Source organism: Pseudomonas sp. SM4 (assembly GCF_051913165.1).
Lineage (GTDB): Bacteria > Pseudomonadota > Gammaproteobacteria > Pseudomonadales > Pseudomonadaceae > Aquipseudomonas.
Map to the genome: position 1 here is coordinate 29,343 of NZ_JBODOE010000006.1, position 17,150 is coordinate 46,492.

15 protein-coding genes are annotated in these 17,150 nt (G+C 60.6%); 5 read left to right on the plus strand and 10 right to left on the minus strand.

The features are described from left to right. Positions 1-68: 68 nt before the first annotated feature. Both selD and mnmH read left to right on the plus strand, forming a co-directional pair. Positions 69-1,103 (plus strand): selenide, water dikinase SelD, encoded by a 1,035-nt coding sequence (gene selD / locus ACQ4MY_RS12645; RefSeq protein ID WP_440095332.1) that lies wholly within the window; start codon positions 69-71, stop codon positions 1,101-1,103. Then, positions 1,103-2,209, plus strand: coding sequence for a tRNA 2-selenouridine(34) synthase MnmH (mnmH, locus tag ACQ4MY_RS12650; protein ID WP_008081476.1), 1,107 nt, complete (start codon positions 1,103-1,105; stop codon positions 2,207-2,209). Before selD ends, mnmH begins: the two co-directional genes overlap by 1 nt. A gap of 132 nt (positions 2,210-2,341) precedes the next feature. Here the strand turns inward: mnmH and ACQ4MY_RS12655 are convergent, their stop codons facing one another. After that, positions 2,342-3,016: a hypothetical protein gene (locus ACQ4MY_RS12655; RefSeq protein ID WP_008081474.1), complete on the minus strand. Its 675-nt coding sequence runs from the start codon at positions 3,014-3,016 to the stop codon at positions 2,342-2,344. 332 nt (positions 3,017-3,348) lie between these two features. Between ACQ4MY_RS12655 and ACQ4MY_RS12660 the strand changes: the two genes are divergently transcribed. Further along, positions 3,349-4,047, plus strand: a complete 699-nt coding sequence (locus ACQ4MY_RS12660) for a glutathione binding-like protein (protein WP_440095333.1) — start codon at positions 3,349-3,351, stop codon at positions 4,045-4,047. 253 nt (positions 4,048-4,300) lie between these two features. Next, entirely contained in the window at positions 4,301-5,275 is a 975-nt protein-coding gene (gene hemB, locus ACQ4MY_RS12665; protein ID WP_008081471.1) for a porphobilinogen synthase, read from the plus strand. A 128-nt stretch (positions 5,276-5,403) separates the two neighbouring features. Here the strand turns inward: hemB and ACQ4MY_RS12670 are convergent, their stop codons facing one another. Both ACQ4MY_RS12670 and ACQ4MY_RS12675 read right to left on the minus strand, forming a co-directional pair. Then, positions 5,404-6,939, minus strand: coding sequence for an FAD-dependent oxidoreductase (locus ACQ4MY_RS12670; protein WP_440095335.1), 1,536 nt, complete (start codon positions 6,937-6,939; stop codon positions 5,404-5,406). 218 nt (positions 6,940-7,157) lie between these two features. After that, a complete protein-coding gene (locus tag ACQ4MY_RS12675) occupies positions 7,158-9,362 on the minus strand; it encodes a TonB-dependent receptor (RefSeq protein ID WP_008081469.1) in 2,205 nt (734 codons plus the stop codon). 287 nt (positions 9,363-9,649) lie between these two features. Between ACQ4MY_RS12675 and ACQ4MY_RS12680 the strand changes: the two genes are divergently transcribed. Further along, the gene (locus ACQ4MY_RS12680) at positions 9,650-10,732 is read left to right on the plus strand and encodes a DUF1615 domain-containing protein (RefSeq protein ID WP_440095336.1); all 1,083 of its coding nucleotides are present in this window, start codon (positions 9,650-9,652) and stop codon (positions 10,730-10,732) included. Positions 10,733-10,802: 70 nt separating this feature from the next. On the opposite strand, the gene ACQ4MY_RS12685 is transcribed toward ACQ4MY_RS12680, so the two are convergent. From ACQ4MY_RS12685 to ACQ4MY_RS12715, 7 genes are all read right to left on the minus strand, one after another. Then, entirely contained in the window at positions 10,803-11,126 is a 324-nt protein-coding gene (locus ACQ4MY_RS12685) for a hypothetical protein (protein ID WP_440095337.1), read from the minus strand. A gap of 216 nt (positions 11,127-11,342) precedes the next feature. Beyond that, positions 11,343-12,035 carry an anti-sigma factor gene (locus tag ACQ4MY_RS12690; RefSeq protein ID WP_440095338.1) on the minus strand — a complete coding sequence of 231 codons (693 nt, stop codon included), beginning with the start codon at positions 12,033-12,035 and terminating at the stop codon, positions 11,343-11,345. Next, entirely contained in the window at positions 12,032-12,565 is a 534-nt protein-coding gene (locus ACQ4MY_RS12695; RefSeq protein ID WP_440095339.1) for a sigma-70 family RNA polymerase sigma factor, read from the minus strand. Before ACQ4MY_RS12695 ends, ACQ4MY_RS12690 begins: the two co-directional genes overlap by 4 nt. Positions 12,566-12,721: 156 nt before the next feature. Next, positions 12,722-13,243 carry a DUF3455 domain-containing protein gene (locus tag ACQ4MY_RS12700; protein ID WP_440095341.1) on the minus strand — a complete coding sequence of 174 codons (522 nt, stop codon included), beginning with the start codon at positions 13,241-13,243 and terminating at the stop codon, positions 12,722-12,724. Positions 13,244-13,435: 192 nt separating this feature from the next. Further along, positions 13,436-15,049, minus strand: coding sequence for an ABC transporter ATP-binding protein (locus tag ACQ4MY_RS12705; protein ID WP_440095342.1), 1,614 nt, complete (start codon positions 15,047-15,049; stop codon positions 13,436-13,438). Positions 15,050-15,063: 14 nt separating this feature from the next. Then, complete coding sequence (locus tag ACQ4MY_RS12710; protein WP_440095343.1) at positions 15,064-16,086, minus strand: ABC transporter permease; 1,023 nt, start codon at positions 16,084-16,086, stop codon at positions 15,064-15,066. Next, positions 16,086-17,150, minus strand: a complete 1,065-nt coding sequence (locus ACQ4MY_RS12715; protein ID WP_008084944.1) for a microcin C ABC transporter permease YejB — start codon at positions 17,148-17,150, stop codon at positions 16,086-16,088. The genes ACQ4MY_RS12710 and ACQ4MY_RS12715 overlap by 1 nt, the downstream gene beginning before the upstream one ends.

Sequence of the window (17,150 nt, forward strand, 5' to 3'; positions counted from 1 at the left end):
TGTTGGCTTTCAGTCCGGCTGTCCGTGCTCTGCTAGAATCGGCTCCATTCACAGCCTGAGACTTCCCCATGAGCGAGCCGATTCGTCTGACCCAATACAGCCACGGCGCCGGTTGCGGCTGCAAGATTTCCCCGCAGGTGCTGGAGGTGATTCTGGCCGGCAGCGGTGCGCAGAACCTTGATCCGAAACTCTGGGTTGGCAACGCTTCGCGTGATGACGCGGCGGTGTACGAGATCGATGCCGAGCGCGGCGTGGTCTCGACCACCGACTTTTTCATGCCGATTGTCGACGACCCGTTCGACTTCGGCCGCATTGCCGCCACCAACGCGATCAGCGACATCTACGCGATGGGCGGCGATCCGCTGATGGCGATTGCGATCCTCGGCTGGCCGGTCAATGTGCTGGCGCCGGAAGTCGCGCGCGAAGTGATTCGCGGTGGCCGCGCGGTGTGCGACGCAGCGGGCATTCCGTTGGCAGGCGGGCATTCGATCGATGCGCCGGAGCCGATCTTCGGCCTCGCCGTCACCGGCCTGGTGGAAAAACGCCACATGAAACGCAACGACACCGCCACCGCCGGTTGCCGGTTGTACCTGACCAAACCGCTGGGCATCGGCATCCTCACCACCGCCGAGAAGAAGGGCAAGTTGCGCGCCGCCGACGTCGGCGTGGCCCGTGACTGGATGTGCACCCTGAACAAGCCTGGCAGCCGCTTCGGCAAACTCGCCGGCGTCACGGCGATGACCGACGTCACCGGTTTCGGCCTGCTCGGTCATCTGGTGGAAATGGCAGACGGCAGCAAGCTGACGGCGCGCATCGTTTATGACCGGGTGCCGCGTCTGGACAGCGTCGAGTATTACCTCGATCAGGGTTGCGTGCCCGGCGGTACCCTGCGCAATTTCGACAGCTATGCGAGCAAGGTCGGCCGCGTGCAGGAACTGCACAAACGTGTGCTCTGCGACCCGCAAACCAGCGGCGGGCTGCTGATTGCCGTTACCCCTGAAGGCGATGCCGAGTTCCTTTCCGTCGCCGCCGAACTGGGCCTGAACCTGGCGCCAATCGGCGAACTGGTTGAGCGACAGACGAACGCAGTCGAGGTGATTTGATGCTCCGCGACTGCACTGACTACCGAGACATTTTCCTCAACGACCGGCCGCTGATGGATGCCCGTGCGCCGGTCGAGTTTCACAAGGGCGCGTTTCCCGGCGTGATCAATCTGCCGCTGATGACCGACATCGAGCGGCAGAAAATCGGCACCTGCTACAAGCAACACGGTCAGCAGGCGGCCATCGAATTGGGCCATCAACTGGTGAGCGGCGCGGTGAAAGCCGAGCGCATCCAGGCCTGGGCCGATTTCGCCCGCGCCCATCCTGATGGTTATCTCTATTGTTTTCGCGGAGGCCTGCGTTCGCAGATCACTCAACAGTGGCTGCGTGACGAAGCGGGTATCGACTATCCGCGCGTCGGCGGTGGTTACAAGGCGATGCGCAACTTTCTGATCGACACCACTGAGCAGGCCATCGCCCAGTGTGATTTTGTCCTGCTGGGCGGCATGACCGGCACCGGCAAGACTGAAGTGCTGGGGCAACTGCGCAACGGCCTGGACCTGGAAGGTCACGCCAATCATCGCGGTTCCAGTTTCGGCAAACGGGCTACCGGGCAGCCCTCCAACATCGATTTTGAAAACCGTCTGGCCATCGACATCCTCAAGAAACGTGCTGCCGGCATCGAGCAGTTCGTGCTGGAAGACGAGAGCCGGGTGGTCGGCAGTTGCGCCTTGCCGCTGCCGCTGTATCAGGGCATGCAGCAGTACCCGATGGTCTGGCTGGAAGACAGTTTTGAGGATCGCGTGGAGCGGATTCTGCGCGATTACGTGGTGGATCTGTCGGCGGAATTTTCGACGGTGCACGGGGAGGAGGGTTTCACGTTGTTCTCGGAGCGGCTGCTGGAAAGCCTCAATAACGTGCAGAAACGCCTCGGCGGTGAGCGTCATCAGCGCATGTTGCTATTGATGGAAGCGGCGTTGATCGAGCAAGGGCATAGCGGCGCAGTGGATCTGCATCGCGGCTGGATCGAGGGGCTCCTGCGCGAGTATTACGACCCGATGTATGTGTTCCAGCGCGAGAAAAAGGGCGGGCGGATCGAGTTTGCGGGGGAGAGCGGGGCGGTGATCGAGTATTTGCGTGGGCGGGTGAATCAGAAAGATTCCTAGTGTTTTTTCCGGCCTCATCGCTGGCAAGCCAGCTCCCACAGGTATTGTGGATGTACACAGATATTATGTATATCCACGATACCTGTGGGAGCTGGCTTGCCAGCGATGGGGCCCGTAAAGGCAACAAATGACTCAGGTCGGACAGGTTTCCTTGCCGTGGTCCAGCCCCTGCTTGTAGCTGTGGCTCTGCAAACTGGCCTTGCCGTTGTGCCAGGTCAGGGTCAGCACGTACAACGAATCAAAATCGTCGCCCGACCAGTCATCGGTAATGTTCTGTTTGCCGCCGACCGCTGTGCCCGCGACCTTGTTGATCAATTCCGGCAGATAACCATGGGACCACGCAGTGTAAATCGTCGAGTTGTGGTACTTGTCGGTGAGCAGTTCGCGGGCCAGGTCGCTGGTGTCATTGGCGGAAAACTCGATGTTCACCGGCAAGCCGAGCTTGATCGCTGCCGGGCTGATGGTCATCAGCGGGCGAATGTAGCTGTAGGAATTGTCCAGCTCGCCTTCCTCGACATTGCGCGTCGGGTTCGCGGCGAACACATAGTCGGCCTTGCCGAATTTTTCCGGCAGTAGCGTCGACAGGTCGATGGCGCGGTTCAAACCCTGGCAGTTGAGCTGGCCGAGACCGCCCTCGGGCTTTTCGGCGTGGCGCAGGAACACCAGCGTCTGCGTGCCATCCGCCGGTTGTGCGCGGCTTTCGCTGGATTCAAGCGACAGAAACAGCGCACTGGCCGCCAGCAGGGAGGGCAGGACCACGTAAGCGCGTTGTTTGAAGCGTTTGGCGAAACTTATCAAGTTCGTCATGGAATAAGGGGTTCTTCAGCAATTTCGGTTAAGGCGGACAAACCTTTACACCGCGGGCTCCCAGCACCGGGTGTTTTCCCTGTCGTGAACGGCTTCCTTTGCAACAAAGGCATAGCTCAGAGTCCTCTGAGGCCGATTTGGTTCGATCCCGCACTTTAGCGGCAACCTTCAACGGTCTGGTCGCAGCTTAACCACAGGATGTTACGGTTCATGTAGGAGCTGCCGCAGGCTGCGATCTTTTGACCTTGCTTGAAGGCTCAAGATCAAAAGATCGCAGCCTTCGGCAGCTCCTACATTAATATCGGGGTTCAATTTGTGACTGGATGCTTCCCATGACCGATCTGTCCGCGTTCCCGATCACCCAGAAATGGCCGGCGCAGTACCCTGACTGGATTCAGCTCTACTCCCTGCCGACCCCCAACGGCGTCAAAGTCTCGATCATGCTCGAAGAAATCGGCCTGCCGTACGAGCCGCACAAGGTCGCTTTCGACAGCAACGATCAGTTGTCCGCGGAGTTTCTGTCGCTGAACCCGAACAACAAGATCCCGGCGATTCTCGATCCGCATGGCCCGGAAGATCAGCCGCTGCCGTTGTTCGAATCCGGCGCGATCCTGATTTACCTGGCCGACAAGAGCGGGCAGTTGCTGGCGCAGGAAGGCGCGCTGCGTTACGAAACTATCCAATGGCTGATGTTCCAGATGGGCGGTATCGGCCCGATGTTCGGCCAGCTCGGTTTTTTCAACAAATTCGCCGGCAAGGATTACGAGGACAAGCGCCCGCGTGACCGATATGTCGATGAGAGCAAGCGCCTGCTGAAAGTTCTCGATACCCGCCTGGAAGGCCGCGACTGGCTGATGGGTGAGCGCTACACGATTGCCGACATCGCGACGTTCCCGTGGGTGCGCAACTTGATCGGCTTTTATGAGGCCGGTGATCTGGTCGGCATTCAGAACTTCCCCAACGTCACCCGCGTGCTCGAGCGCTTCCTCGCCCGCCCGGCGGTCGTCCGCGGCCTGACCATCCCCTCCTGATTTTCGGGCTACAGACATAACCCTGTAGGAGCTGGCTTGCCAGCGATGACGCCGGCACAGTCGACATCTGTGTTGCCTGAACCACCGCGATCGCTGGCAAGCCAGCTCCCACAGGGATTTACAGTGTTCTGAAAGATTGTTGCGCGCCCGGTAATTCACTCTTGATTGATCCAGGTTTGTACCCCGCCCCCCGCAAGGCATAAGCTTCGCCCCCTACGACTTTCGTCTCATCTTCCGATTTCAGGAAAGCCTCATGTCCAGCCAGTTCCCCGAAGCACGTCCCCGCCGTCTGCGCCGCAATGCGAGCCTGCGCAGTCTCTTCCAGGAAACCGAATTCAGCCTGAACGATCTGGTCCTGCCGATTTTCGTCGAGGAAGAAATCGACGACTTCGTGCCGATCAAAAGCATGCCCGGCGTGATGCGTATTCCCGAGCGCAAACTGGCCAGCGAGATCGAGCGTTATGCCCGCGCGGGTATCAAGTCGGTGATGACCTTTGGCGTGTCGCACCATCTGGATGGCAATGGCAGCGACACCTGGCGTGAAGACGGTCTGGTCTCGCGCATGTCGCGCATCGCCAAGGACGCCGTGCCGGAAATGATCGTGATGTCCGACACCTGCTTCTGCGAATACACCGATCACGGCCACTGCGGCGTGATGCACAACCATGAAGTCGACAACGACCAGACCCTGATCAACCTCGGCAAACAAGCCGTGGCAGCCGCGCATGCCGGTGCTGACGTGATCGCGCCGTCGGCGGCGATGGACGGCCAGGTGCGGGCGATTCGCCAGGCACTCGACGCAGCCGGCTTCACGCAGATTCCGATCATGGCGTATTCGACCAAATTCGCTTCGGCGCTGTATGGCCCGTTTCGTGAGGCCGGTGGCAGCGCGCTGAAGGGCGACCGCAAAAGCTACCAGATGAACCCGATGAACCGCCGCGAAGCGTTGCGTGAATCGTTGCTTGATGAGCAGGAAGGCGCGGATGCGCTGATGGTCAAACCGGCCGGTGCGTACCTGGACATCATCCGCGACATTCGTGAAGCCTCGAACCTGCCGCTGTCGGCGTATCAGGTCAGCGGCGAGTACGCGATGATCAAATTCGGCGCGCAGGCCGGTGCGATTGATGAAGATCGCGTGGTGCGTGAAAGCCTGGGCGCGATCAAACGCGCGGGTGCGGATCTGATCTTCACCTACTTTGCGATGGACCTGGCCCTGGCCGGAATCTAAGCAACAACGCACAACCCTGTGGGAGCTGGCTTGCCAGCGATAGCGGTGGATCAGTCAACATTGATTTTGACTGTGCTGACGTCATCGCTGGCAAGCCAGCTCCCACAGGGGGTTGTGGTGTTCTTAGGTCAGGGGCAGTTGAAGAAGGGGCGGATGCCGTGATCGCGGAAGTAGCGTTCGATCACTTTCGGGTCGGCGCTGTTGTCGGCAAGCGCCACGTAGGTGTCCGGGCGTAAGAGGTAGAAACCGTTACGCCCCAAGCCTGCTGTTTCAAACGCCGGACGCCAGTCGAACACATGCAGCGGCAAATGATGCTCGTGGCACCAGGCAATCATTTCGTCGCTGGTGTCGCCATACACATGCACTTGCCAGCAGGGCTGGCGTAGCGGTTCGTAATTATCCCCTTCGCCATCATGCGCCCACGGCAAGCGGTCACCGCCGTGGACGTGGCCGGCGGCACCCTGGCTCAGCGGCATGCCGCGATAGTTGAGGGTGACTTGTGACACCGTGCGAAACAGGAACTCGCGACTGGCTTCGAACGCGGCCATTTTCGGGATCAGAAACGGTGCCACGCGCATGCGCAGCAGATCGGCCAGACGGCCCTCGGCAGTGACAAAACTGAACACCTTGTCGGTGGTCGACACCAGCCGGCGCGCGAAGGCAATGCGCTCGGTTTCGTAGCTGTCGAGCAGACCCGGCTCGGCACCGCCGCTGAGTACCGCCGCGAGTTTCCACGCCAGATTGATCGCATCGCCAATGCCGGTGTTCATGCCCTGACCGCCCGCCGGGCTGTGCACATGCGCAGCATCGCCGAGCAGGAACGCGCGCCCGCTGCGAAAGTGCTCGGCCACGCGGTGATGCACGCGGTAGGTCGAGAACCAGTGCACGTCTTCTATATGGACTTTCAGGTGCTCGATGGCGCGGCTGCTGACATCGGAAAACGCCAGGGTTTCGGCACGCTCCGCGCGTTCATCACGTACGGTGCCGATCAGCCGCGCGCGGCCTTCGCCGGCCAGTGGAAACACCGCGAGAAAATCGGCCTCGTCGAGATCCAGATGCAGTTCGCCATTCAGTGCCGGGCCGCTGGCCTGCACGTCTGCGACATAGAAAATCTGCTGATAGGTGCCACCGGGAAATCCTGCATCGAGGCTTTTGCGCACCACCGAGCGGGCACCGTCGCAGCCTGCCAGATAACACGCCTGGCAGATTTCCTGTTCGCCATCGTGCAGACGCAGATGCGCGGTGATGCCGTCGCCGCTTTCTTCGAAGCTTTCCAGGGTCGTCTCGCGTTCGACACTGATGCCATAGTCGGCGAGTCGATCGATCAGCAGCCGCTCATGCTCATCCTGCGCAAAGATTTCGACGAACGCGTAAGGCGTCAGGCCCTCGCCGATGCGGTTCAGCGGCAACTGTGCGACCGGTTTGCCGTTGACCCAGAAATTCGCCGCTGCCACCCGGTGACCGTTGCGCACCACGGTGTCGGCCAGGTCCAGTTGCCGATACAACTCCAGCGTCCGCGCCTGCACCGCCAGCGCCCGCGAAGTGGTGCCTGGTGCAGAGGTCTTGTCGATGATGCGCACCTGCACGCCGAGTTTGCTCAGCCACAGGGCCAACACCAGCCCGGTGGGGCCGGCGCCGATGATCAGAACGTCGCTGCGGTTCATGGGCCTGTCCTCCTGTTGCTGTGCAACAAGTATGGATCAGAAGGACGGGCTGGCCAGTTCAACCGCCATCGCGAGCAGGCTCACGCCTACAGGCTTGATGTACCTGGATCAAATGTAGGAGTGAGCCTGCTCGCGATGAGGCCGGAAAATCCCCCACAAAACCAAAAAAGGCCCCGCAGCCATCAAAGCCACGGAGCCTTTTTACATGACGGTGACGCTTAGAAGTCGATAGTGCCCGACAACTTCGCCACACGCGGTTCACCCTGCGTCAGGTAACCGCCCTGAGCCGATTCCCAATACTTCTTGTTCGCCAGGTTTTCCACGCCCAGACGCACGGTCACGTCTTTCTCCGAAACCTTGAACGCATAACGCGCACCCGCATCGAAACGGTTCCAGGTCGGCAGGCTCAGGTTGTTCGCCGCATCGGCGTATTGCCCACCGGTGCGCAGCATCCGCGCGTTCAGCGCTACGCCTTGCAGGCCGGGCACGTCCCAATCGGCACCAGCGTTGAACTGGAAGGTCGGTACGCCGATCGCACGGTTGCCGTCATTGGCGCCGTTCTGGGTGTTCTTCAGCTCGGTGTCCATCAGGGTCAGGCCACTGATCAGGCGCAGACCGCTGATCGGCTCGCCGAACACGTTCATTTCCACGCCTTTGTTGACCTGCTCGCCTTCACGCACATAACGCGAGGTGTTGGCGTCGATGATTTCCGAGTAACCGTCGCTCGGCTGTTCGATACGATAAACACCCAGGCTCGCACCGTAAGTGCCCATGTCGACTTTCACCCCGGCTTCGGTCTGCTTGGAGCGTGCCGGTGCATAGGCTTCGTTGCCGTTGATCACGACGCGTGAGCCGGAGGTGGTCGGCGAGGTCGGGCCCTGCGCCAGGCCTTCGATGTGGTTGGCGTAGAACGACACGTGTTCCCACGGCTTGAAGACGATGCCGTAGACCGGCGTGGTAATCGATTCGTCGTAGCTGGAAGAGCGCGGACCGCTGCCGTAGCTGGCGTAGCTGTAACCCTGCACCACCAGTTGCTGACGACGCAGGCCAGCGGTGATCAGCAGGCGATCATCAAAGAAGCCGAGGGTGTCGGAAATCGCCGCGCTGCGGTTGAACGTCTTGCCGGTGATGCCCGGATCGCTGTTGTCGCCGCCGGCGAAGTTACCGACCGGCGATGGCGTTTCTACCGGGTGGTAGATGTTGTTGGCGTACTTGGTCAGGTCGAAGTCGTAAGCGCTGCGCTGTTCGGTCCAGATGCCGGTCAGGCCGAAGTTGAGCTTGTGGCTGACCGGGCCGGTGGTGAATTTGCCGTTGAGGCCGGCCATGACGCTGGTGTTGTCTTCGTCGTGCGGGATGAACGAGCCGGTGGTGTTCGAGGCACCGTTGTTGCCGACCAGTGTGGTCGAGTTGTAGCGCCCGACTTCACGGGTGTGCTTGGCGCCACCGGCGGCGTAGGCGGTCCAGTTGTCGTTGAGGTCGTACTCGGCGCGGAGCATGCCGAAGGTGTCTTCGATGTCGGTGTAGCCCCACTTCGGCGCGTAGTTGGTGTCGGCCGACGGTGCGTCCGGAATGTGCGTGGCAGTGCCGAGGTTGACCGAGTTGCGGCCACCGTTGACGCGCTCTTTCTGGTAGGCGAAGTCGCCGGAAACGCGCAGTGCATCGCCGCGATAATCGAGGCCGATGGCAAACAGTTTCGAGCGCTGGTTTTCGTGATCGATGGCGGTGTCGCCTTCGCGTTGCGACAGGTTGACCCGTGCACCAAAACGGTTGTCTTCACCGAAACGCTGACCGATGTCGAAGTGATGACCGATGCGGCCTTCGCTGTTGATGTCGGTGGTGTAGCGGCGCAGTGGCACGTCACCGGCACGCTTGGGCTGCAGGTTGACGCCGCCGCCGATGCCGGAACCGGTCGGGGTCACACCGTTGATAAAGGCATTCGGGCCTTTGAACACTTCCACGCGCTCCAGCGCATCGGTGGAAATGATCTGCCGTGGCAGCACGCCGTAGAGGCCGTTATAGGAAATGTCATCGCCAGTCAGCGGCAGGCCACGGATCATGAAGATCTGCGCCTGGTTGGAGAAACCGGAGGCCTGGCGCACCGATGAATCGTTGAGCAGCACGTCGGCGACGTCTTCGGCTTGCTGATCCTGGATCAGTTGCTCGGTGTAGGACGCGGCGCTGAATGGCACGTCCATCATGTCCTGATTGCCCAGCACGCCCAACTGGCCGCCGCGAGCAACCTGACCACCGGCGTAAACCGGGGGCAGGGCATCGGGCGTCGGGGCTTGTGCGTTGATGTTGACGTTGTCGAGCACCAGCTCTTTGTTATCGCCTTCAGCGGCGTGAGCGGTGACCGTCAGAGAGCACAGCAGGGCGAGAAGCGTCGGGCGAAACGGGACGGCGAGTCGAACTGGAGCGGGCATTTTTTTACCTGGAGGCGCACGGCCATTGGGAAAAAGTTAGGGCGGCGCGGGAACTCCTTGCGCAAATGCGACTCCAGGCGCAAATGATAGGTTTTCTCAGTAACGTTTTGCAATCAGTTTGTCACTACGCCCCATGACACCTTGTAGGAGCTGCCGAAGGCTGCGATCTTTTGATCCGGTTTTTTAAAATCAAAGGCAAAAGATCGTCCGAACGCGGCCCGAACCTGCGGCAGCTCCTACAGGGATTGTGTATGGTGGTTCTGGCTTAGTGGACTGGATGGAGCAAGATGCGATTACTCATGATCCTCGCCGCAGTGTTGAGCCTCGCCGGTTGCGCGGGGCAGCGCAGCAGCGAACCGGTGCCCCGTGCGCCTGCTGAAGTGAAGGCTGAAATCGTCCGGCTGATGCCGGCCAAGGTCGCGGATCGTCAGGGCTGGGCCACCGACATTTACGCCGCATTTGCCGCGCAAGACATCAGCCCGACCACACAGAATCTGTGCTCGGTGCTGGCGGTGGCTGAACAGGAATCGACCTTTCAGGCCGACCCCACCGTACCCGGCCTCGGCAAAATCGCCCGCGACGAAATCGACCGTCGCGCCGGCAAAGTACACATCCCCAGCCTGTTGGTCAGCGGCGCTTTGCAAGTGCGCTCGACCAATGGCAAGACCTACAGCGAACGCCTCAACGCCGCGCGCAGCGAGAAGGAATTGAGCGCGATTTTCGATGACTTCATCGGCAGGGTACCGATGGGCCGTACGCTATTCGGTGGCTTCAACCCGGTCCACACCGGCGGGCCGATGCAGGTCAGCATCGAGTTTGCCGAACAGCACGCCAAGGACTATCCGTACCCGGTCGACGGCAGCATTCGCCACGAAGTGTTCAGCCGCCGCGGTGGCATGTATTTCGGCATCGCGCACTTGATCGGTTACCCGGTGAGTTATCGCGAGCCGCTGTATCGCTTCGCCGATTTCAACGCCGGTTGGTACGCCAGCCGCAATGCCGCATTCCAGAACGCAGTCAGCCGCGCCTCGGGCATCCCGCTGGCACTCGACGGCGATCTGATTCGTTATGACTCGATCATGCCCGGCGGCACGGAGCTGGCGGTGCGCACCCTTGGCAAGTCGCTCGGCATGCGTAATCCGACCATTCGTGATCAGTTGGAAAAGGGCAAAACCCTCGAATTCGAAGAGACGAAGCTCTATCAACGGGTGTTTGAGTTGGCGGAAAAAGCCGAGGGCAAGACGCTGCCGCGCGCGGTGCTACCAGGCATCGTCCTGCAAAGCCCGAAAATCACCCGCAAACTGACCACGGCCTGGTTCGCCAAGCGTGTGGATGAGCGTTACAAACGCTGCATGGCCAAGGGCGGATAAATCACACGGACATAAAAAACCCGGCAGGGGATGCCGGGTTTTTCTGGGTTGTTGCGATCAGCGCAATCATTCAGACAGCGCGGCGTTCAAGCAGGCGATCCGAACCACCTTCTGCAACGGTATTGCCCTGCAGACGATCCGAACCATCAGCGGCGACGGTGTTGCCTTGCAGACGATCCGAACCATCAGCGGCGACGGTATTGCCCTGCAGACGATCGGAGCCATCAGCTGCGACGGTGTTGCCTTGCAGACGATCGGAGCCATCAGCAGCGACAGCGTTCTGGTACAGACGATCCGAGCCGTCAGCGGCGATCATCGTGTGAACCGGGGTAGCGGCGAAAGCGTTTACTGCGAAAACCGAGAAAGCGATGCTGAGAAGAGTTTGGCGTTTCATGATGTTTGCTCCGGGGTGTTATTGGTTGGTATGGAGCCGATCTTACGCCGGGGATTTTTTATGAGAACTTCATTGCCGTGATGGTAAACATCGACGCCAATGATGGTTCATGTAGGAGCTGCCGCAGGTTCGGGCCGCGTTCGGACGATCTTTTGATCTTGCTTCTGAAAAACCAGATCAAAAGATCGCAGCCTGCGGCAGCTCCTACAGGGGGTATCACAATACTTTGACGGCGCGGCCGATCGCCTGGATCGGCCCGGTCGGTTTGCCGATCGGCGAACCGCCGGCGCCTTCCAGCGTCAACTCGAACAACTGGTTCGCTTGCAACGGCGGCAACTTGTCGAGCGGCACCGACAAGGCCTGCCCGGGTTTGACCAACCCCAACGACACCGGCCCTTGCCAGCCATCGGCCTTGGTCCAGAACTCCAGCGCCTTGTCCGCCGGCACCTCGACCACCCCCAGCGGAATCAACTGAATTTCATGCGAATTGCTCGCCTGAATCACCCACCCCGGCGCCTTGTCCTGCGGCGCGACCAGCACCACCAGATAACTCGGTTTCGGCGTGGTCTGGGTCAACAGGATCGACCCCAGGATCAACGTCGCCGCCAGGCCCACCGCGCTCAATCCGCGCCACAGCGGTAACAGATTCCACCATGAAGTCGACGGCGCTGGCTGCGTCAGTCGGTTGATGCTGCGTTCGATGCGCGGCCACAGCTGCGCCGACGGCTGTTGTGGCGCGGCGAAATCCGTCAGCTCCAGCAGGCGTCGCTCCCATGCATCCACCGCCGCGCGCAACTCGGGCTCATTCGGCAAGCGTCGCTGCACCTCGATCCGCTGCTCGGCCGACAGCGTGCCGAGCACATACTCACCGGCCAGCTCATCACGTTCCTGCGCCGATTCCGTGGTCATCCCATGCACTCCCGCAAAGCGTTAAGGCTGCGCTTGATCCACGCCTTGACCGTGCCCAGCGGCGTGTCGAGACGCGTCGCAATCTGCGCGTGAGAATAACCATCGACGTAGGCGTGAAGGATGCAGCGTCGCCGTTGCGGATCAAGTTGTTCCAGGCAGCGGTTGATGCGCGCCGAATGCGCCTGGGCCTCAAAGTCATCAGCATCAGCGGCCGTTTCATGCTCAGCGCCAAGCGACGTCTCGCGACCCTGATCACGCAGCAGGTTCAGCGCCAGATGCCGGGTCACGCTGAACATCCAGCCGCGTGCCGACCCGCGAGCCGGGTCAAACCCCGCCGCGCCGTTCCAGATCTTGATGAAGGCCTCATGGACGATGTCCTCCGCCAGCGCCGTATCGCGCACCAGCCGCTTGGCCACGCCGAGCAGACGCGGACCTTCCTGCACATACAAATCGCGCAGGGCCGAGCGCTCGCCGCGGGCACAGGCAGCGAGACGGGCTTCATAATCAAACACGGGTTCGGCTAAAGGCATGTCGTGCAATCTAGCTCACATTCCCCAAAACAACACAGAACCCTGTGGGAGCGGGCTTGCCCGCGATGGCGGCGTATCAGTGACGAAGATATTGACTGATGCGACGCCATCGCTGGCAAGCCAGCTCCCACAGGGATTGATGTTGAGCCTGAGGGGTCAGTTCGCGGCCCAGAAGATGTAGTCGGCCTGGTACTTCACCACTTCCTGCTTGCCCTTGTTCGCCGCCGTGCATTCACTGCCTGGCGCCACGCCGCCCTTGAGCGCGACACGCTGGATGTAGCTGACGCCAGCCATCGCGCCTTTACCCTCGGCAGGATTAGCCTTGACCAATTGATAGGGCAGGTTGCCCGGACTCGACGGCGCCACGGCCAATTGCGTGCCAGTGACCTTCGACCCGTCCTTGGCCTGCCAGGTGGCCGGCGGGCCGAAGTAGGTGCCGACCTGCTGGCCGCTGCGATCATTGAGCACCGCTTTCGGGCCGACGAAGGTCCACTCGGTCTGGCCCGGGGCATTGGCCTTGTCGCGGCATTCGTAGGTGATCTCGCCGACGCCAGTGGTTTCCATCGCGATCTTGTGGCCATCCGGGACCTTGATCGCGTCGGGATAACTGCTTTGCGCAAAGGTCGTGGCGCTGGCGGCGAGCAAACCGCTGAGGCAGATCAGTTGGGTGATGTTCATCAGTATGTTTCTCCAAAATGGCTAAACCGCTGACAGCCGAAGCGGGCTGTTACAAGGACTACCCATGACGGAGGCATTTGGATGCACCCGTGCCAAAAAATAAACCCATCCCCTGTAGGAGCTGCCGCAGGCTGCGATCTTTTGATCCTGTTTTTAAAACCAACATCAAAAGATCGCAGCCTGCGGCAGCTCCTACAGGGATTCGGCAATTTCCGCGATTTTGCGGGGGATCGCGAGGCCGGAGGCTTTCAGGAGTTCCTGGGTGTAGGGGTGTTGTGGTGCGGCGAAAATTTCCCGTGAAGAGCCTTGCTCCACAACCTTGCCATCCTTGATCACCATCAAGTCATGCGCCAGCGCATGCACCACCGCCAGATCATGGCTGATGAACAAATACGTCAGCCCGTGCCTGATCTGCAATTGGCGCAACAATTCCACCACCTGCTTCTGTACCGTGCGATCCAGCGCCGAAGTCGGTTCATCGAGCAGAATCAACGCCGGTTCCAGCACCAATGCGCGGGCGATGGAAATGCGCTGGCGCTGGCCACCGGAAAACTCATGGGGGTAACGATGGCGGCTCTGCGGATCGAGGCCGACTTCCTCCAGCACGCGAATCACTGCGGCCTCGCGCTCGGCTTCAGTGCCGATGCCATGGGTCAGCAAGCCTTCGGCAATGATCTGCTGCACCGACATCCGTGGGCTGAGGCTGCCGAACGGGTCCTGAAACACCACCTGAATCTGCCGCCGCAACGGCCGCATCAGACGCTGGTTGAGCAGGCTCAGTTGCTTGTTGCCGAAACGGATATTGCCCTCGGACTCGACCAGTCGCAGGATCGCCTGACCCAGCGTCGATTTGCCTGAACCGGACTCGCCAACAATCCCCAAGGTCTTGCCCCGTTGCAGGGTGAAACTGACGCCGTCCACCGCTTTGATGTAATCCTGCTGGCGACTGAACAACGCCTTGGGCAGTGGAAACCACACCTTCAAATCATCGACTTCGAGCAGGTTGTGCTCAAACTCACTCGGCACCGGCGCACCGCTCGGTTCCGCCTCGATCAGCAGGCGGCTGTAAGGATGCTTCGGTGCGCGGAACAGCGCTTCGCAATCCGCCTGCTCGACGATTTCGCCTTGGCGCATCACGCACACGCGCTGAGCGATGCGCCGTACCAGATTGAGGTCATGACTGATCAGCAACAGCGACATGCCGAGGCGTTGCTGCAATTCGATCAGCAGCTCAAGAATCTTCTGCTGCACCGTGACGTCGAGCGCCGTGGTCGGCTCGTCAGCGATCAACAATTCCGGCTCATTAGCCAGCGCCATCGCAATCATCACCCGCTGCCGCTGCCCACCCGAAAGCTGATGCGGATAGGCTTTCAAGCGCTGCAACGGCTGACGAATGCCGACCAGTTCCAGCAGCTCCAACGTCCGTTCACGGGCAGCGCGGCCCTTGAGGCCCTTGTGAATCTCCAGCACTTCGCTGACCTGCTTTTCCACCGTGTGCAACGGATTCAGCGAAGTCATCGGCTCCTGAAAAATCATCGCAATGCGATTGCCGCGCAAACCACGCATCTGCTGCTCGCTGGCGTGCAATAAATCCACACCGTTGTAGCGGATCGTGCCGCTGCTGCTGACGTTCTTGCCCGGCAACAAACGCAGAATCGAATGCGCCGTCACCGACTTGCCCGAGCCGGATTCACCGACCAGCGCCAGGCACTCGCCACGGCAGATATCCAGGTTCAAACCGTGCACCACTTCCTGCCCGGCGAAGGCGACGCGCAGGTCGCGAATTTCAATCAGGTTGTCGTTCATGTCAGCTCCGGGGATCAAGATCGTGGATCAAATGCATCACGGCAAGCCTCACCAATAAAAACCAACAACGACAAAATCAACGCCAACGCGAAAAACGCCGTCAGCCCCAGCCACGGCGCTTGCAGATTGCGCTTGGCCTGACCGATCAGTTCGCCCAGCGATGCGGTGCCTGCGGGCATGCCAAAGCCAAGAAAATCCAGCGCAGTCAGCGTGGCGATGGCGCCGGTCAGAATGAACGGCAGGTAGGTGAGGGTGGAGGTCATCGCGTTGGGCAGGATGTGCCGACACATCAGTTCGTTGTCGGTCAGGCCCAGTGCCCGCGCGGCTTTGACGTACTCCAGATTGCGCCCACGCAAGAACTCGGCGCGCACCACATCGACCAATGCCAGCCAGGAAAACAGCGCCATGATCCCCAGCAACCACCAGAAACTCGGCGAGACAAACCCGGACAAAATGATCAGCAGGTACAGCACCGGCAGCCCCGACCAGATCTCCAGCACGCGCTGCCCGAGCAAATCGACCCAACCGCCGTAATAACCCTGCAACGCCCCGGCAACGATGCCGATCAGTGCACTGATGCCGGTGAGAATCAGTGCAAACAGAATCGAAATCCGCGTGCCGAAAATCACCCGCGCCAACACGTCGCGCGCCTGATCGTCGGTGCCCAGCCAGTTGCTTGAGGACGGCGGGCTTGGCGCCGGTTCGCTGAGGTCGTAATTGACCGTGTCGTAGCTGAACGGAATTGGCGGAAACAACATCCAGCCGCCCTGATCCTCGATCAGCTTGTGCACGTAACTGCTGGCGTAATCCGGTCGAAACGGCAGCTCGCCGCCGAAATCGGTTTCCAGGTAATCGCTGAGGATCGGAAAGTAAAAAGCGTCGTGATAACGAATCACCAGCGGCTTGTCGTTGGCGATCAATTCACCGCCCAGACAAATCAGGCACAGACCGATAAACAACCACAACGACCAGCGTCCACGCCGATTGGCCTTGAACTGCGCCACGCGGCGCTGGCCGAGAGGGGAAAGAGTGAACATCAGGCAGTCCTCGCCGAGAAGTCGATGCGCGGGTCGAGCAGGGTGTAGCAGAGGTCGCCGATCAGCTTGATCAACAGGCCGAACAGGGTGAACAGAAACAGCGCGCCGAACACCACCGGGTAGTCGCGCGACACCGCCGCTTCGTAACTCATGCGGCCGAGGCCGTCGAGGTTGAAGATGGTTTCGATCAGCAGGGAGCCTGCGAAAAACACCTCGATCAGCGCCGACGGCACACCGGCCACCACCAGCAACATCGCATTGCGAAACACGTGGCCGTAAAGCACGCGACGCTCGGTCAAACCCTTGGCCCGCGCGGTGATCACGTACTGGCGGCTGATCTCGTTGAGGAAGCTGTTCTTGGTCAGGATCGTCAGCGTGGCGAAACCACCAATCACCAGCGCCGTCACCGGCAACACCAAGTGCCAGAGGTAATCGCCGAGCTTGCCCAGCGTGCTGAGGCTGTCGAAGTTATCCGAGACCAGCCCTTGCACCGGGAACCAATTGACGTAGCTGCCGCCGGCGAACACCACGATCAGCAGAATCGCGAACAGGAACGCCGGCATCGCATAGCCGATGATGATCGCCGTGCTGCTCCAGACATCAAACGCGCTGCCGTTCTTGATCGCTTTGCGAATGCCCAGCGGGATCGAAATCAGGTAAGTGATCAACGTCGCCCACAAGCCCAGCGACAGCGACACCGGCAGCTTCTGCACGATCAGGTCGGTGACCTTGGCGCCACGAAAGAAACTGCTGCCCAGATCCAGCTGCGCGTAGTTTTTCAGCATCAGCCACAGGCGTTCGTGCATGGGTTTGTCGAAGCCGTAATGGTGTTTGATTTCCTCGATCAGCGCCGGGTCGAGACCACGGCTGCTGCGCCCGGCGCCGCCAATCGCGGCGACCTCGCCACCGCCGCCCATGCTGTGCCCGCCGAAGCCTTGCAAGCGGGCAATCGCCTGCTCGACCGGGCCACCTGGCGCGGCCTGCACGATCAGAAAATTCACCACCAGAATGCACAGTAGCGTGGGGATGATCAGCAGCAAACGTCGACTCAGATAACGCAACAT

Coding starts and splice junctions, on each gene's coding strand:
- selD (WP_440095332.1), top strand. CDS start 69: ATGAGCGAGCCGATTCGTCTGACCCAATACAGCCACGGCGCCGGTTGC.
- mnmH (WP_008081476.1), top strand. CDS start 1,103: ATGCTCCGCGACTGCACTGACTACCGAGACATTTTCCTCAACGACCGG.
- ACQ4MY_RS12655 (WP_008081474.1), bottom strand. CDS start 3,016: ATGACGAACTTGATAAGTTTCGCCAAACGCTTCAAACAACGCGCTTAC.
- ACQ4MY_RS12660 (WP_440095333.1), top strand. CDS start 3,349: ATGACCGATCTGTCCGCGTTCCCGATCACCCAGAAATGGCCGGCGCAG.
- hemB (WP_008081471.1), top strand. CDS start 4,301: ATGTCCAGCCAGTTCCCCGAAGCACGTCCCCGCCGTCTGCGCCGCAAT.
- ACQ4MY_RS12670 (WP_440095335.1), bottom strand. CDS start 6,939: ATGAACCGCAGCGACGTTCTGATCATCGGCGCCGGCCCCACCGGGCTG.
- ACQ4MY_RS12675 (WP_008081469.1), bottom strand. CDS start 9,362: ATGCCCGCTCCAGTTCGACTCGCCGTCCCGTTTCGCCCGACGCTTCTC.
- ACQ4MY_RS12680 (WP_440095336.1), top strand. CDS start 9,650: ATGCGATTACTCATGATCCTCGCCGCAGTGTTGAGCCTCGCCGGTTGC.
- ACQ4MY_RS12685 (WP_440095337.1), bottom strand. CDS start 11,126: ATGAAACGCCAAACTCTTCTCAGCATCGCTTTCTCGGTTTTCGCAGTA.
- ACQ4MY_RS12690 (WP_440095338.1), bottom strand. CDS start 12,035: ATGACCACGGAATCGGCGCAGGAACGTGATGAGCTGGCCGGTGAGTAT.
- ACQ4MY_RS12695 (WP_440095339.1), bottom strand. CDS start 12,565: ATGCCTTTAGCCGAACCCGTGTTTGATTATGAAGCCCGTCTCGCTGCC.
- ACQ4MY_RS12700 (WP_440095341.1), bottom strand. CDS start 13,243: ATGAACATCACCCAACTGATCTGCCTCAGCGGTTTGCTCGCCGCCAGC.
- ACQ4MY_RS12705 (WP_440095342.1), bottom strand. CDS start 15,049: ATGAACGACAACCTGATTGAAATTCGCGACCTGCGCGTCGCCTTCGCC.
- ACQ4MY_RS12710 (WP_440095343.1), bottom strand. CDS start 16,086: ATGTTCACTCTTTCCCCTCTCGGCCAGCGCCGCGTGGCGCAGTTCAAG.
- ACQ4MY_RS12715 (WP_008084944.1), bottom strand. CDS start 17,150: ATGTTGCGTTATCTGAGTCGACGTTTGCTGCTGATCATCCCCACGCTA.